Source organism: Peribacillus sp. NPDC097197, from assembly GCF_050278025.1.
Classification (GTDB): domain Bacteria; phylum Bacillota; class Bacilli; order Bacillales; family DSM-1321; genus Peribacillus.
The window spans coordinates 147,644-162,218 of record NZ_JBNNST010000002.1; the positions used below are offsets into that span (position 1 = coordinate 147,644).

At 38.9% G+C, this 14,575-nt stretch carries 13 protein-coding genes; 2 read left to right on the plus strand and 11 right to left on the minus strand.

All coding sequences use genetic code 11. The features are described 5' to 3' along the window. Positions 1 to 25 precede the first annotated feature (25 nt). From ACQKL6_RS03115 to ACQKL6_RS03135, 5 genes are all read right to left on the minus strand, one after another. On the minus strand, positions 26 to 1,063 hold the full coding sequence (locus ACQKL6_RS03115; RefSeq protein WP_427650559.1) for an aldose epimerase family protein: 1,038 nt from the start codon (positions 1,061 to 1,063) through the stop codon (positions 26 to 28). A gap of 201 nt (positions 1,064 to 1,264) precedes the next feature. Further along, entirely contained in the window at positions 1,265 to 2,659 is a 1,395-nt protein-coding gene (locus ACQKL6_RS03120; RefSeq protein ID WP_427650561.1) for a sugar porter family MFS transporter, read from the minus strand. A gap of 250 nt (positions 2,660 to 2,909) precedes the next feature. After that, positions 2,910 to 4,334 carry an L-arabinose isomerase gene (gene araA, locus ACQKL6_RS03125; protein WP_427650563.1) on the minus strand — a complete coding sequence of 475 codons (1,425 nt, stop codon included), beginning with the start codon at positions 4,332 to 4,334 and terminating at the stop codon, positions 2,910 to 2,912. A 51-nt stretch (positions 4,335 to 4,385) separates the two neighbouring features. Then, positions 4,386 to 5,081, minus strand: coding sequence for an L-ribulose-5-phosphate 4-epimerase (locus ACQKL6_RS03130; protein ID WP_402956933.1), 696 nt, complete (start codon positions 5,079 to 5,081; stop codon positions 4,386 to 4,388). Between the two features lie 23 nt (positions 5,082 to 5,104). Beyond that, positions 5,105 to 6,715, minus strand: coding sequence for a xylulokinase (locus ACQKL6_RS03135; RefSeq protein ID WP_402988301.1), 1,611 nt, complete (start codon positions 6,713 to 6,715; stop codon positions 5,105 to 5,107). A 352-nt stretch (positions 6,716 to 7,067) separates the two neighbouring features. On the opposite strand from ACQKL6_RS03135, the gene ACQKL6_RS03140 reads away from it, so the two are divergent. Together ACQKL6_RS03140 and ACQKL6_RS03145 are read left to right on the plus strand one after the other, a co-directional pair. Beyond that, on the plus strand, positions 7,068 to 8,159 hold the full coding sequence (locus tag ACQKL6_RS03140) for a GntR family transcriptional regulator (protein ID WP_402988298.1): 1,092 nt from the start codon (positions 7,068 to 7,070) through the stop codon (positions 8,157 to 8,159). A 344-nt stretch (positions 8,160 to 8,503) separates the two neighbouring features. Then, positions 8,504 to 9,073 (plus strand): biotin transporter BioY, encoded by a 570-nt coding sequence (locus tag ACQKL6_RS03145; RefSeq protein ID WP_402868850.1) that lies wholly within the window; start codon positions 8,504 to 8,506, stop codon positions 9,071 to 9,073. Positions 9,074 to 9,340: 267 nt separating this feature from the next. On the opposite strand, the gene ACQKL6_RS03150 is transcribed toward ACQKL6_RS03145, so the two are convergent. From ACQKL6_RS03150 to ACQKL6_RS03175, 6 genes are all read right to left on the minus strand, one after another. Beyond that, positions 9,341 to 9,823, minus strand: a complete 483-nt coding sequence (locus ACQKL6_RS03150) for a YusW family protein (RefSeq protein WP_402956929.1) — start codon at positions 9,821 to 9,823, stop codon at positions 9,341 to 9,343. A 90-nt stretch (positions 9,824 to 9,913) separates the two neighbouring features. Further along, positions 9,914 to 10,558, minus strand: a complete 645-nt coding sequence (gene trhA, locus ACQKL6_RS03155; RefSeq protein WP_402868854.1) for a PAQR family membrane homeostasis protein TrhA — start codon at positions 10,556 to 10,558, stop codon at positions 9,914 to 9,916. Positions 10,559 to 10,732: 174 nt separating this feature from the next. Continuing rightward, complete coding sequence (locus tag ACQKL6_RS03160) at positions 10,733 to 11,332, minus strand: cell wall hydrolase (RefSeq protein ID WP_402988296.1); 600 nt, start codon at positions 11,330 to 11,332, stop codon at positions 10,733 to 10,735. A gap of 122 nt (positions 11,333 to 11,454) precedes the next feature. Beyond that, the gene (locus tag ACQKL6_RS03165) at positions 11,455 to 12,024 is read right to left on the minus strand and encodes a GNAT family N-acetyltransferase (protein ID WP_402988293.1); all 570 of its coding nucleotides are present in this window, start codon (positions 12,022 to 12,024) and stop codon (positions 11,455 to 11,457) included. 27 nt (positions 12,025 to 12,051) lie between these two features. Continuing rightward, positions 12,052 to 12,456: a secondary thiamine-phosphate synthase enzyme YjbQ gene (locus ACQKL6_RS03170; RefSeq protein ID WP_402868860.1), complete on the minus strand. Its 405-nt coding sequence runs from the start codon at positions 12,454 to 12,456 to the stop codon at positions 12,052 to 12,054. A 228-nt stretch (positions 12,457 to 12,684) separates the two neighbouring features. Then, positions 12,685 to 14,574: a PTS fructose transporter subunit IIABC gene (locus ACQKL6_RS03175; RefSeq protein ID WP_402988290.1), complete on the minus strand. Its 1,890-nt coding sequence runs from the start codon at positions 14,572 to 14,574 to the stop codon at positions 12,685 to 12,687. Position 14,575: the final 1 nt, after the last annotated feature.

The following is a 14,575-nucleotide window of genomic DNA, read 5'->3' on the forward strand; positions in this document are numbered from 1 at the left end:
CCTCACGTATGGTAGAAACTTCAACTTAACGGGGGCTAACCTCGATTTTGAACTTTGTTTGGGACGTATAACTTTCGCCTGCCAAAAGCAGAATATCTCCAAAACCTTCAAATTCCTCCGCTCCTGGAGCAGCTTGGGTTTCAAACGTTATTCCACCATGTTGACTTAATTTTTCTCCATGCATCAGTGGAACACCTTTCACAAAGTTTGCCGTGTAAATGACAACTGCAGGTTCATCTGTGTATACCACGACTGTTATTTTCCCGTCAGGACTAATTAATTTGGCTGCAATTTGCTGAATTCCTAAAGAGGTAAGGAAAAATGGATGATCGATCCCTTGAACCTTTTCAACCTCTGCGTCAATAGCTTCAAAGGTTGAACGTAATTCCTTTGGCGTACGAAAGTCATAAGGCGTGCCAATCGTGCTTCGCTTTTCCCCAGTTACCGTGGTATCTTCATTTACTGGCGCAAACTCTTCAGAAAAAATTTGTAAGAAATGATTATCGATTGGATTGCTAGGGTGCCCTGTTAAGTTAAAATAGACGTGATTGGTCGGATTAAAAATTGTGTCTTTATCACTTTTTGCTTGATAGTTCACTGACCAAGTATTTAAGTTATCCAATGTATACGTCACACTTACATTCAAATTCCCCGGAAAGCCATTTTCTCCATCAGGTGAGTGAGTTGAAAAAGTGATTGACGCACTTTCATCATTCTCCTTCACTTCATAATCCCATATTTTTTCATCGAACCCGGGATTGCCACCGTGTAATGTATTCCCCAATTGATTTACAGATGTTTTGTACCGGGATTCACCAATTGAAAATTCACCATTTCTTATTCTTCCTGCCACTCTACCGATTGTAGCTCCATAATATGTTTCTTTTTGGTAATCTTCAATCGTGTCAAATCCCAATACGATATTATTGGGACCTGATTCCGTTGGAACAAAAAGATTGACGATTCTTGCTCCAAAGTTTGTAACTTCCATTCTTACTCCATGATTATTTTCCATAGTAAACAGCAATATATTTTTTCCAAATGAGCTATGTGATACTTTCATTATTTCGGCTCCTACCCTATTAAATTCTTCTTTAATTAAAAGCTAAAACACCATATCTTTTTTTATAGTAAAAAGACAAAAGCCCGAAGTATTCACTTCGGCCTTAAGTTAGGAATCATAAGAGTTTATGATGTGCCTGTAGAATATAATAACCAGATTACCCTACCTGATTTAACTTGCTCAAAATCTCGTAATTGTAATTTAAGCACTTTCTCCCTTGGCTGGTTTTATTGATCCGTTTTTTTCAATTTCCTCTAAAGAATGACCTCGAGTTTCAGGAACACATGTCCGGATAAATAGAACACCAAGCAAACATATAACACCGAATATTGCAAAAACGGCTTCTTGAGAAATCGTTGCTGTCATGATAGGGAATAGCAATCCAACCAAGAAAGATCCAATCCAGTTAAATGATGAAGCTAACCCGGATGCACGGCCACGAATCGCCAGTGGGAAAATTTCTCCAACGATAACCCATGTTAAAGGCGCCCACGTGAATGAATATAGCGCAACATAAATACTTAAAAAAACAACCATCATCATCGGATTTGCATCAGGAATTAATACATTCAATATTGCGGGCAAAATAAAGGATAGCCCCATAATAGTTCCGCCTATCGTTAATAAAGTACGGCGATTGAATTTATCAGCAATCATTAAGAATAATAATGAACCTAATACAAGTATAACCCCTTGAATAATTGGCCACATCAATACTGAGCTGGCTTCATGCCCTGTTGCTTTTTCTACAATCATAGGAATATAATAAAAAATTGCGTTTGCTCCCTGGAATTGTTGAAACGCAGCTACCCCGACCCCAGCTATTACTAGATAACGGTATTTACTGCTTAAAAGGGTTCCCCATGACGCTTTTTGATTTACTTTCGTTTCCTCTTTGGCAGTGTCTTGAATTTGTTTTATTTCAGAATCAATTTGTTCTTTGTTAGATCGAATATAGCTCATCACTTTACGTGCTTCACTAATCTTATTATTCTTAATCAAAAAGCGTGGTGATTCCGGTAACCTTAACACCCCGATAAACAAAATCAAAGCAGGTACGGCAGCCAAACTTAGCATCAAACGCCATGCCATGGTACCTGGTAAGTCTTTCAATAGATAAGCAATAATGTACGAAAGTAACATTCCGGAAACAATCATTGTTTGATTAATTCCGGACAACCGTCCACGTAAACGGGCAGGTGCCATTTCAGACATATAGGCTGGGACTAACGCAGAGGCAGCACCAACAGCTATCCCTAATAAAATACGAGCAACAATCATAAATAGAATCCCTTTATGAGGGGATACACCTGCTAAAATAGACCCAAAAGCAAAAATGATAGAAGATATTAAAATCATTTTGCGCCGTCCTAAACGATCTGAAAGTTGTCCAGCCAGGGCACCACCAAAAATAGCTCCAAACATCAAGGAAGAGGTGATCCAACCTATAGCACTAGGGTTGTTTTGAAGATTCCAATCATGTTGCAAAAAAGGCAAAGCACCCGTCATAACGCCGATATCATAACCGAAGAGAATGCCTCCAAATGCCCCAAAAAAATAAATGAATCCACTTGAGATTTTCTTTTCATTAACCATTAATGTTTCCTCCCAAAGGTTATAAAATTACATTCAAAAAATCCCTATACTATAAAAGTATTAATTTCTTTCTAAGAAACCCTAATAGTTTACAACTATTGCTTATAAGGATGAATTCTGTGTCATTATTCAGTCAATAAAACGCTTTCATCTTACCCTAAAAAATAAAGCACGCCTACAAAATAATTTCAGGATTTACGAATCTAATTTTCCCCTCCTCGGAAGCCAATCTCCCGAGGAGGGAAAAACATTACTTAATAACTACGTAATCCAAACCTACTAATTTTGCATAGGTTATGATTTGGTCTGTTGTTAAATTCAATGACACAACTGTATGGTGCCCCCCACCATTCTCTAGCCAAGCTTTCACTCCATCTTGGAAGTTTGGCTTAACTTCCCAAAGTACACGGGCCACTGGAAGGTTTGGTGCTGGAACAGATGGTTCAAAAGCAGAAACTTCATTAATTAAAAGTTTATAGTTTGTTCCAAAGTCAGCCATGGAAACAACGACACCGTCTCCCGCTTTACCATCGAATACTAAACGTGCCGGGTCTTCACGATTGCCTATACCTAATGGAGATACGACCATTTTCGGTTTATTGCTTGCTAAAGTTGGATCGACTTCAAGCATATGTGACTGTAGGATTGATTCTTGTCCGGCAGCTAATTCATATGTGTAATCCTCCATAAAGCCAGTTGATTGGTTATGGCTCATCACTTTCAGTAAGCGATCAAGTGCTGCCGTCTTCCAATCTCCTTCACCCGCAAAGCCATATCCCTGCGCCATCAAACGTTGGACGGCAAGACCAGGAAGCTGTTTCATTCCATATAAATCTTCGAAATTCGTTGTGAATGCCGTATAACCACCGTCATCAAGGAAACGTTTAATTGCAATTTCATAGCTTGCCTGTACCTTTACGCTTTTTTCCCAAGCTTCCCTGCTGTATGTACCATATTCAAATTCATAGAGTCCTTCATATTCTGCAAATAATGCGTCAATTTCTTCATCTGTAACTGCATTTACATATTTAACAAGGTCCCCTATTCCAAAATAGTCGACTGTCCATCCAAATTGGATTTGTGCTTCAATTTTATCCCCTTCAGTTACCCCAACGTTTCGCATGTTGTCTCCGAAGCGAGCGACCTTAATATTGAAGCTTTCGTTATAAGCAACCGCTACGTCCATCCATTGTGCAATTTGTCGGCGCACTTCAGGGCGTTCCCAATAACCTACAACCACTTTATTTTGTTTGTTCAAACGGGCATTGATAAAACCATATTCACGGTCACCATGAGCGGATTGGTTTAAGTTCATAAAGTCCATATCTATTGTAGCCCAAGGAATGCTTTCATTGAATTGAGTGGCTAAATGCAGCAATGGTTTTTGTAATAGTTTTGTTCCACGAATCCACATTTTCGCAGGTGAAAAAGTATGCATCCAAGTAATGACGCCGGCAACTTCATCACGATAATTGGCTTCTTTCATGATGTTTGTTATTCTATCCGCACTAACAGCTAGATCTTGCAAAACAATTGGGTATGGCAACATGCCACATTCATTTAATGCATCGGTTATCGTTTGTGCATGAGCCTTGACCTGTGCTAACGCATCTTCTCCATACAGATGTTGTGATCCTACGACAAACCAAAATTCCTTAGTGTCTGTTGTTAACATAATAACCCTCTTTTCTTAATCTACTGGTTTGATAACTTGGTAGAGTTCCTCTTACTTTTGACCATAATAAGCGTTTTTTCCATGTTTTCGTAAATAATGTTTATCCAAAATATTTTGTGGTAATTCTTTCGCAAAATGATTTAATTCCCTTGTGAATAAATTCATTTTCGAAACTTCATCCAAGACCACACTGTTCATGACAGCGGATTTTGCATCTTTACCCCATGTAAACGGTCCATGACCATGAAGTAATACGCCAGGAACGGCTAAAATATCCAACCCACGCTCTTCAAATGTTTCGATGATTACCTTCCCAGTCTCCACTTCGTACCCACGATCAATTTCCTCTTGTGTTAGATAGCGCGCACAAGGGACCGATCCGTAAAATGTATCTGCGTGAGTAGTCCCCATCGCTGGAACATCAAGGCCTGCTTGAGCCCAGATTGTCGCCCAAGTTGAATGAGTATGAACAATGCCGCCGATTTCTTGGTAATATTTATAAAGTACTGCGTGAGTCGCTGTATCTGATGAAGGCCTCAGCTCTCCTTCAACAACATTGCCATCTAAATCGACAACTACCATATCGCTGGCTTTCATTGTTTCGTAATCAACACCACTAGGTTTGATAACAAATAAACCACTTTCACGGTCAATGGCACTTGCATTTCCCCATGTATATTTCACGAGACCATATTTAGGCAAGTCCAAATTTGCTTGATATACCTCTTCTTTCAGTTGTTCTAACACGTCAACCCCTCCAGTTTTCCAACTCATAACATCAAATTGTCAACAGCTGCCTGCTCAATTACTAAGCCCTTCCTGTATCTTTCAATAAATGTTTCATATCCTTCAATATCTACTTGGTCAGGATAAATTTCCTGCCCATCCATATCTTTGAATACTTTTTGGTCGAGGAAGTCTTCTAAACTTTCTTTTTGATTTTTATTCAACATGTATGAGGCAAGAATCGCCATTCCCCACGGTCCACCTTCACCTGCTGTTGACATTACCGATACTGGCGTATTCATTGCAGCGGCAACGATTTTTTGTACAACAAGTGGGGTTTTAAATAAACCACCGTGAGCCAAAATACGATCAATCGCAACATTTTCTTCCTTTGTCAAAATACCCATTCCGATATTTAAAGCACCGAAAGCAGTAAAAAGGTGAGTCCGCATGAAGTTCGCTAAATTGAAACGACTCTCAGGCGAGCGTACAAATAGTGGTCGTCCTTTTTCAAATCCTGTAATATTTTCACCTGAGAAATAACCGTAGCTAAGCAAACCACCACCATCTGGATCCGCTTCCAGAGCTTTGTTCAACATTACTTCAAATAATTTATTTGTCTCAACCTTTTGTCCCATTGCATCAGAAAATTCACGGAACAATCCCAACCATGCATTAAGGTCACTTGAACAGTTATTCGCATGGACCATCCCAACTGGACTTCCATTTGGTGTAGTTACCATATCAATTTCCGGATATACTTTTGAAAGTTCTTTCTCTAGTACAATCATGGCAAAAACGGAAGTTCCCACTGAGACGTTGCCGGTACGTTTCCGTACACTATTCGTAGCAACCATTCCCGTTCCAGCATCGCCTTCTGGTGGGCAAATCGGAATGCCGGGTTGTAAGTTCCCGGACCTATCCAGGATTTTCGCTCCCACTTCGGTTAATTCACCCGCTTGTTCGCCTGAAACGTAGACTTTAGGAAGGATCTCTTTAAGCATCCAAGGATAACCTTTCGTAGCAATCAATTCATCAAAACGCTTGATCATTAATTCATTGTAATCATGCGTTGATTCATCAATTGGGAACATCCCTGAAGCATCCCCAATGCCAATTGCTTTATTACCAGTCAATAACCAGTGAATGTATCCAGCCAAAGTCGTAATACAATCAATACGAGGCAAATGCTTCTCTTCATTTAATATTGCTTGATAAAGGTGGGCAATACTCCATCGTTCAGGAATATTGAATTGTAATTGATCAGTTAATTCTTTTGCTGCAACACCAGTTGTTGAGTTACGCCAAGTTCGAAACGGAACAAGTAGCTCCCCTGTATGGTCAAAAGCCATATAACCATGCATCATTGCAGAGAATCCAATAGATCCAATTTTCCGAATTGTTATGCCGTAATTTCGTTCAACTTCTTGCTTCATTTCACTATAAGCTGTTTGCAGACCGGTGATTATATCCACTAAATTGTATGTCCAAAATCCATCTTCCAGAAGGTTTTCCCACTCATAACTTCCAGATGCGATTGTTTCATAACGTTTATCTATCAACACCGCTTTTATACGTGTTGAGCCAAATTCGATTCCAAGTGAAGTATCACCCTCGTTAATCGCTTGTATAATTTCTAATCGATTCGATTGCATGTTAATCCCCCTTTCGATAGCGCTTTCAATATACAGGAGGCGCTTGAATTCATTTATGAATCCATTATATTTTTTGTACGTACATTTGTCAATAAACAATATTAATTATACTCACAGCTTTTAAGTTGAACCTCATCCTCACTTCAAAGGCAGTGAATCTAGGATATTAAGTGAATAGGGATAGGGAGTAAAGGATATGGTAAAAAATCAGGTATTAATAGCTTTGTCCAAAACATATACACAAACTGAGGTAATTTGTTTTAATCCACTCAGGCTTATGTTAAAATGTGTACGTACAAATCTAAAAGGAAAATAAATAAGAATGCAAACAACCGAAACGAGGTGAGGTTTAATGAAACCAAAGTATCAGGTAATCGTCGATGATTTAAAAAATAAAATCCTTACAGGTGAGTATAGTATAGGAGAACAAATTCCTACTGAGTCCGTTATGCAGGATATGTACAACGTTAGCCGACACACTGTAAGAAAGTCCATTTTAGAATTAGCAAACGAGGGATTCTTAAGAAGTGAAAAAGGTTCTGGGACATATGTTAGTAATCAATATCAATTAAAGTCTGGTGGGAATTTCAAATATAAAACGATTGGTGTCATCACGACCTACATATCGGATTACATTTTCCCTTCTATTATCCGGGGAATCGAAAAAAGATTAAATGAAAATAATTATTCCTTACTATTGGCCAGTACAAATAATGACGTCGAACAAGAAAAAAAAGCTTTGGAAATGATGTTATCCTTTGGCGTAGATGGTTTGATTGTTGAACCTACAAAAAGCAATCTATACAATCCCAACATTGCTTACTACCTAACATTTAAGGAACAAGAGGTACCATTCATCATGATTAACGCTTATTATGAAGAATTAGAAGTTCCTTTCTTTTGCCTAGATGATGTGCAGTCGAGCTATCTCGCGACAAAAGAATTAATTTCCAATGGACACACCCAAATTGGGTTCATATCAAAAATGGATGATTTACAAGGAAAATATCGAATGAAGGGATATATAAAAGCACTTGGAGAAGCAAAATTACGCTTTCAACCCGAACAATTGCTTTCATATACTACAGAAACGAAGCTAGACTTGCACAAGAACTTGAAGCGGTTCTTAAACGAAAATAGAGACATGTTGACTGCCATTGTTTGCTATAACGACGAGGTAGGGTTAGAAGTAGTAAATGTATGCAGACAACTTGATATTTCCATTCCGGAACAATTATCAATTATTGGCCAGGACAATTCTTATATTGCGAAAAATGCTAATATCAAATTAACGACTTTAACACACCCACAAGAACAAATGGGTCATGATGCAGCTGATTGGTTGATCAAGAAATTACAAGGAAAGAAGGGCTTACCCAATGAAAATCATTACCAACCAGTCTTAATTGAAGGGGAAACTGTAAAAAAGCTAGATGAAAAATAAATCTAGTCTGGTGTAAATGAATGACTATCTTCACATGGGCCCCGATTATTCCTATGTGAAGGCAGTCAAATGATGAAATCCATTTTGTCTGCTCTTTCATGATTCCACCCTCATTTACAAAGTGGTGAACATACAGCTATACCTGTAATATTGATAAATGTTCGAGTTGAGCTAAATATCAGGCTTATAGATCCCTATATTCTTTACACTCCCCCTTATATGCAATCCAATTTTCTTCCTTCAAACTTCAGAAAAAACAAAAGATATTGACAGTATTTACATCCTATAATAAAATTTTATTTGTTAACCAAATAATAAATTAGTTTACATTAGGAGGAAACGCTATGAATACGAGTCATGAAAAATTAAGAATGATGATAATCACAGCCTTATTTGCAGCTATTATCGGAATCCTTTCCCAACTAACCATTCCACTCCCGCTCGTGCCTATTACAGGACAAACTCTGGCCGTTGGACTTGCCGCTACGATCCTGGGTGCTCGTTATGGTACTTATTCGGTAGTTTTGTACTTATTCATTGGTGCAGCTGGTGTGCCTGTCTTTGCAGAAATGTCTGGAGGACTGGCAAAGATTTTCGGTCCTACTGGTGGCTATTTATTGTCTTATATCCCTACTGTTTTCATTACCGGCTGGATTTTGGAAAAAACCCGTTTTACATTTCCCATTGCACTCATAGCTAATATCATTGGCATGATGATAACATTAACCATTGGAACAATATGGTTGAAATATGCAGCTGCATTAACTTGGACAGCTGCCATTGCTAGTGGATTCGCACCATTCTTAATCGTAGGTATCCTGAAAGCCCTCCTAGCATCCTGGTTAGGTGTTTCCATTCGCGCTAGACTTGCTTCAGCTAAAATGCTTCCGAAAAAAAATATCTCTATTTCCTAATAGACAAAATAAAGACAGGTAGATACCATGGATTTGGTACCCCCTGTCTATATCGTTTAAAGTCGGGCTTTATTTTTCAGAAAAATAAAAAAAGACTCTTTTTAGAAAAAAGACTCTTTTTTTATATGTATTTACTACGGTCCTATCCCCATAAGCCCGAATTAAATAGCATAGTAAAAGTATGATAAACCCCTTTGTTTACCTACACCATTTTACTATAACAATTAAGATTTGACAACTCTTGAATATATTCTATCACGATTGTTTTTATTTATTAACGACTTTATATACCTTTGTTTTTCCATCGCTATACGTAACTTCCAATTCGAACTCTTGGTAATCCTCTTTTAAGTTAAAGGCTTTAGTCACCTCTTGTATGACCTCATCATCCGTAGAGTCCTGGGTGAACGTCAACTTTTCTAAAATTGGCGTCAATTCTTCCATCGCTTCATCACCATGAACTTCATGTTTATTAGATTCATCATCGATAGAAGCTTCCGTTTGAGCACCCATGGTATCATATTCCGCTTCATAGTCATTGTTATTCCCTTTATAATCAACTTCTAGGTTAAAGGCTTTGAAAGTAAATGGAAGCTTTTCATTGGTTTCTGTTCCCTTTTCAGGATTTGTTTCCGCTTGGTTTTCATTTTCTTGTACCGGCGGATTCTTTACCTCGTCATCTTCTCCACATCCTGCTAATACAAGCATAGCAGCAAATGGGACCGAAAGTACTTTTAAAGATTTCTTCATATGGTTTCCTCCTAAGTCTCTTTTCTTATCTATTACCTAAATAGTAGAATTTAAAACACGAATTTATTTATATAAAGATAATCCCTCTAGTTATAGAGGGATAATATAAAATAAAACTACAAAGAAGTGTGCCACAGATCCTGCAAGCACGAAGAGATGCCATACAGCATGGTGAAAAGGAAAACCACGCCATACATAAAAGATGGCACCGAAAGTATAAAGTAATCCTCCGGCTATAAGTAATTGTATGCCTGCTGCTGGCATGGTGTTGGTTAGCGGGCCCCATGCCAGTACAATCATCCACCCCATTGCGATATATAAAATCGTGGATAGATAAAGAAACTTCTTAACAAAGAAAGCCTTGAAGATGACTCCTACCACTGCCACACCCCATACAACTCCCAGTAGCGTCCATCCTAAAGCCCCTTGAATGACGAGCAGCATGATTGGTGTATACGTGCCCGCAATAAATATATAAATGGCCGAGTGATCAAAAATCTCAAAAAGGTCTTTCAATTTCCCCTCAGGAAAGCTATGCACTAAAGTAGAAGCTACATATAAAAGGAGCATAGAAACTCCATAAATGATCGAAATCACAATGAGTGAAGCCGATCCTTGATGAGCAGAGAAAATTATTAATAAAACAAGAGCGGCAATGCTTAATAAGACACCAATTCCATGGGTGATTGCATTGAATACTTCCTCTTTTTTTGTATAAACGTGCGTATTAGCCATCTTACAACTCCTTATTCATTGAACCACTTTTTCAATTTCCTTTTCAATTATATCCTACTTCCAGAATGCATTAAAGTAAGTAATTCCATTCATCAGCCCTTTTCGACTATAACGTTTTTGAGGAAATACTCTTTTATTGAAAAAGGCCTGACCGTAGACGGTCAGGCTTCATGATCAAATGGCAAAATGGTGGCCACCGATAATTTTAACCACTTCTAATTTTTCCATCCACACACTGTCGGATATACTTGGATTCCAAAAATATAATGCATCATTCGTATAGCCGTGAATGGCTATTGCTTCATTTACTGCCCGTACTGCATCTTCTCCAGCAGGTTTGTTAATGCTACCATCATCAACAGGAGAGAATTGATTTTTTTGATAAATCACTTCTCTTACTGTTTCAGGGAATTCGTCACTATCAAGACGATTTAACACGACTCCTGCTACTTCTACCTTGCCTCTATATGGCTCACCTTTTGCCTCAGCATGAACCAATCTAGCTAATAATTCTTTATCGGTTTCATTCATGAAATGCGGAATAATCAATGTTTTGCCTGGTTCAGCAACATTATTCTTGTTATTATTGACTTCTTTTAACGTTTGAATTGGAACTCCATGCTGCTTAGCGATATCCCATATCGATTCACCTTGTTTAATAACATGTTTTTTAGCACCATTCGAAGCCTTGCTTGTGGTTTCCCAAGGGAATGCTAGTCCAAGTATGATGACACTAAGAGTTATGATCATCGGTAATACAACTGATAATTTCATCCTTTAACCTCCTCGTTAAGCACCTCCCTAGAATAACAGAATAAAAAAGAGAAAACAGCGTCAAATTATTCCCAAGGTAATCCAGGTGTTTTTTTACATTTTTTAAAAAAAGTGATTATCGTTCATTCGTTTCTCGCTTGCCATTCTTCACGTAACATCCCCATCTTGATGGAATCGTAGTAAATCCCATCGTGATAAATGCATTTCCTTATTCTACCCTCAAGTTGCATTCCTACTTTTTCAGCGACCGTCATCATTCGTTCATTTCCAGACCACGTCGTCAATCCTATCCTTTCAATGGTTAAATTTTGAAATAAATAAGGAATGAATAGGCTAATGGCTTCCGTTCCATAACCGCCATTCCAATATCTTGGTTCATATATGGTAATTCCGATTTCTAGCCATCTTGCTGGTTCATTCTCCCAATAATAAACAACCGACCCGATTATTTGGTGTTCCCTTTCTATTAATAATTCAGAGAAAACACCTAATTTTTGATCGTATCTCCGTAGTTTCATCTCATTGTTAATGTACGTAGGATAATCCATAATTTCATTAGCTGAGTAAGGTGTATCCCATTTTTTCCACATAGGATTTTCTTCTCCATACCTTAAACTCCATAAGGTTTTCAAATCGTCCTGTTGGACATTCCTCAACCGTACTTTTTTTCCTGTAATCAAAACATCTATCAAAATTGCTTCCCCCTGCATATCCTTGTCTTACTCAATCAGTTTGATGAAGTAATGACGATCTCTAGGACCATCAAATTCACAGAAATATATACCCTGCCATCTACCAAGGACCAGACTACCTTTATGGATAATAACTTGTTGTGACGACCCTACAGTGCTGGACTTTAAATGAGCAGCAGTGTTCCCTTCCATATGTAAATCCAACGTATGATTCCATGGATAAAGCTCATCCCATCTCCTAAGCATATCTTTTTTAACATCTGGATCCGCATTCTCATTAATTGTAATGCCTGCAGTAGTATGTGGACAATATACAAGCGCTATACCTTCTTGTATTCCCCTTTCCGTTACAAATGCCTGCACTTCTGTCGTAACATCTATCATATCATCTCTTTTGATGGTTTTTAGTGTGTTTTTCTTCAACAAGGTCATCCTTCTCCTTTTTATGTTATTTATATTCTCTACCCAAAAACTAGGGGAAACATGCTTTTTTATGTCTCTATCAATGGCTTATTATTCTTCATATAAAGACTTTTTAACCAATCTATAATATGGCCGAGGAACAACCTTCCCCAAAAGTGAATCATATGGAATCTTTGTACGATTAAAAAGTCTGGAAAACTGAAAAGACGGATTCAAGATTCTTGAATCCGCCAATCTTCAGTTCTGTTTTCTTTTCCAGAATCCCAAGATAAGTCCAGAGATGAGTGAGCCTATTAAAATGGCCAACAAATATAGAAATGGATGGTTAACTAATGGTATTACAAACACGCCCCCATGAGGTGCCGGCAATGTGACATTGAATGCCATCGTTAGAGCACCCGCCGTTGCTGCTCCAATCACACTACTGATAATGACCCTAAACGGATCGGCGGCCGCAAAGGGAATCGCTCCCTCTGTAATGAAAAAGGCCCCCATAAAGTAATTTGTCAATCCGGATTTTCTTTCTGTATCGTTAAATTTACTTTTGAAAAAGGTGGTCGCAAAGGCAATGGCAAGCGGAGGTACCATCCCACCCGCCATAACTGCTGCATGAGGGCCGAAGCTTTGTGCTTCAATAGCCGCAATACCAAAGGTAAAGGCAGCTTTATTGATAGGGCCCCCCATATCTACAGCCATCATGCCCGCAAGAATCATCCCTAAGAGAACGGCGTTTGTCCCTGATAAGCCCTGAAGCCAATTCGACAAACCTTGGTTGAGAGCAGTCACTGGTTCATTAATAACGAATAGCATGATTAAACCTGTTATTAGCATTCCGAACACCGGATAAAGCAAAACCGGTTTAATCCCTTCGAAAGCCTGTGGCAAATTAGAGAATAATTTCTTCAATCCTAAAACAACATACCCGGCAAGAAAACCTGCAATTAGGCCACCTATGAAACCAGCATTGGCCTGGGCTGCCAACAAGCCTCCGACCATACCAGGGGCAAAGCCCGGGCGATCGGCGATACTTGAGGCAATGAAGCCTGCCAGGACTGGTACTAGAAAGAAAAAGGCCCCGCTTGTACCTCCCCCGATGTCACTTAATGCTTTGGCTATTGGATTATATTCCGGTTTTGTCGGATCGGATGCATCTATTCCAAAAAAGAAGGATAGTGCAATTAAGATCCCTCCACCTACAACAAAAGGAAGCATATTACTTACGCCATTCATCAGATGCTTATAAATTTCGATCTTTCCTTTTGTTGAAGTTTCATCTTCTCGACTATCCTTTTTAGTCCCTTTGTAAATGGGTGCATCCTGGTTAACAGCCCTTTTAAGTAACTCCTCCGGCTTCCTAAGCCCCTGAGCAACGGGAACGATGATAACCCGCTTACCGTCAAAACGGTCCATCTCCACTTGTTTATCCGCTGCAACAATAATGACATCCGCCTTTGCAATTTCTGCTGGATTCAACCTATTTTTTACACCTGTCGATCCATTGGTTTCAACTTTGAAATCAAGACCCATTTCTTTCGCCTTAGCCTTTAAAGCATCCGCTGCCATATAGGTGTGGGCAATTCCTGTCGGGCACGCAGTGACGGCCAGGATTTTTGCAGCCCCTATAGTCGTACTTGCTTTCTGTTCTTCATTTTCGTTTTCGTCTTGATCTGCTTCGTGTTCTTTTTTATTGATAATTTCCAACACTTCTTCAGCTGATGTGGCAGAAACCAATTGAGACCTGAATTGAGCGTCCATTAATAGTGAAGACAATCGAGATAGGGTCTCTAAGTGAACCTGATTAGCTGCTTCACTTGCCGCAATCATGAAAAATAAATGAGCTGGCTGCCCATCAAGCGATTCATATTGAATACCTGAAACTGATTTTCCAAAGCAAATGGCCGGCGTTTTCACAGCACTCGTTTTTGCATGCGGGATGGCGATTCCCTCACCTATCCCTGTCGTGCTTTGCTCTTCACGTTTCAAAATGGCGGCCTTGAATCCACCTTCATCATGTAAACGTCCAGCTTGTGCTAACTTGGCGGATAATTCTTCTATCACCCCAAGCTTTGTCTCGCTTTGCAAATCTATAAGAATGGTATCCAATTTTAACAAGTCTGTAATTTTCATA

Excerpts from the sequence above, each read along its gene's own strand:
- ACQKL6_RS03145 (WP_402868850.1), top strand. The coding sequence starts at position 8,504 with ATGAATACGAGTCATGAAAAATTAAGAATGATGATAATCACAGCCTTA.
- ACQKL6_RS03135 (WP_402988301.1), bottom strand. The coding sequence starts at position 6,715 with ATGCAATCGAATCGATTAGAAATTATACAAGCGATTAACGAGGGTGAT.
- ACQKL6_RS03170 (WP_402868860.1), bottom strand. The coding sequence starts at position 12,456 with ATGACCTTGTTGAAGAAAAACACACTAAAAACCATCAAAAGAGATGAT.
- ACQKL6_RS03120 (WP_427650561.1), bottom strand. The coding sequence starts at position 2,659 with ATGGTTAATGAAAAGAAAATCTCAAGTGGATTCATTTATTTTTTTGGG.
- ACQKL6_RS03160 (WP_402988296.1), bottom strand. The coding sequence starts at position 11,332 with ATGAAATTATCAGTTGTATTACCGATGATCATAACTCTTAGTGTCATC.
- araA (WP_427650563.1), bottom strand. The coding sequence starts at position 4,334 with ATGTTAACAACAGACACTAAGGAATTTTGGTTTGTCGTAGGATCACAA.
- ACQKL6_RS03140 (WP_402988298.1), top strand. The coding sequence starts at position 7,068 with ATGAAACCAAAGTATCAGGTAATCGTCGATGATTTAAAAAATAAAATC.
- trhA (WP_402868854.1), bottom strand. The coding sequence starts at position 10,558 with ATGGCTAATACGCACGTTTATACAAAAAAAGAGGAAGTATTCAATGCA.
- ACQKL6_RS03175 (WP_402988290.1), bottom strand. The coding sequence starts at position 14,574 with ATGAAAATTACAGACTTGTTAAAATTGGATACCATTCTTATAGATTTG.
- ACQKL6_RS03115 (WP_427650559.1), bottom strand. The coding sequence starts at position 1,063 with ATGAAAGTATCACATAGCTCATTTGGAAAAAATATATTGCTGTTTACT.
- ACQKL6_RS03150 (WP_402956929.1), bottom strand. The coding sequence starts at position 9,823 with ATGAAGAAATCTTTAAAAGTACTTTCGGTCCCATTTGCTGCTATGCTT.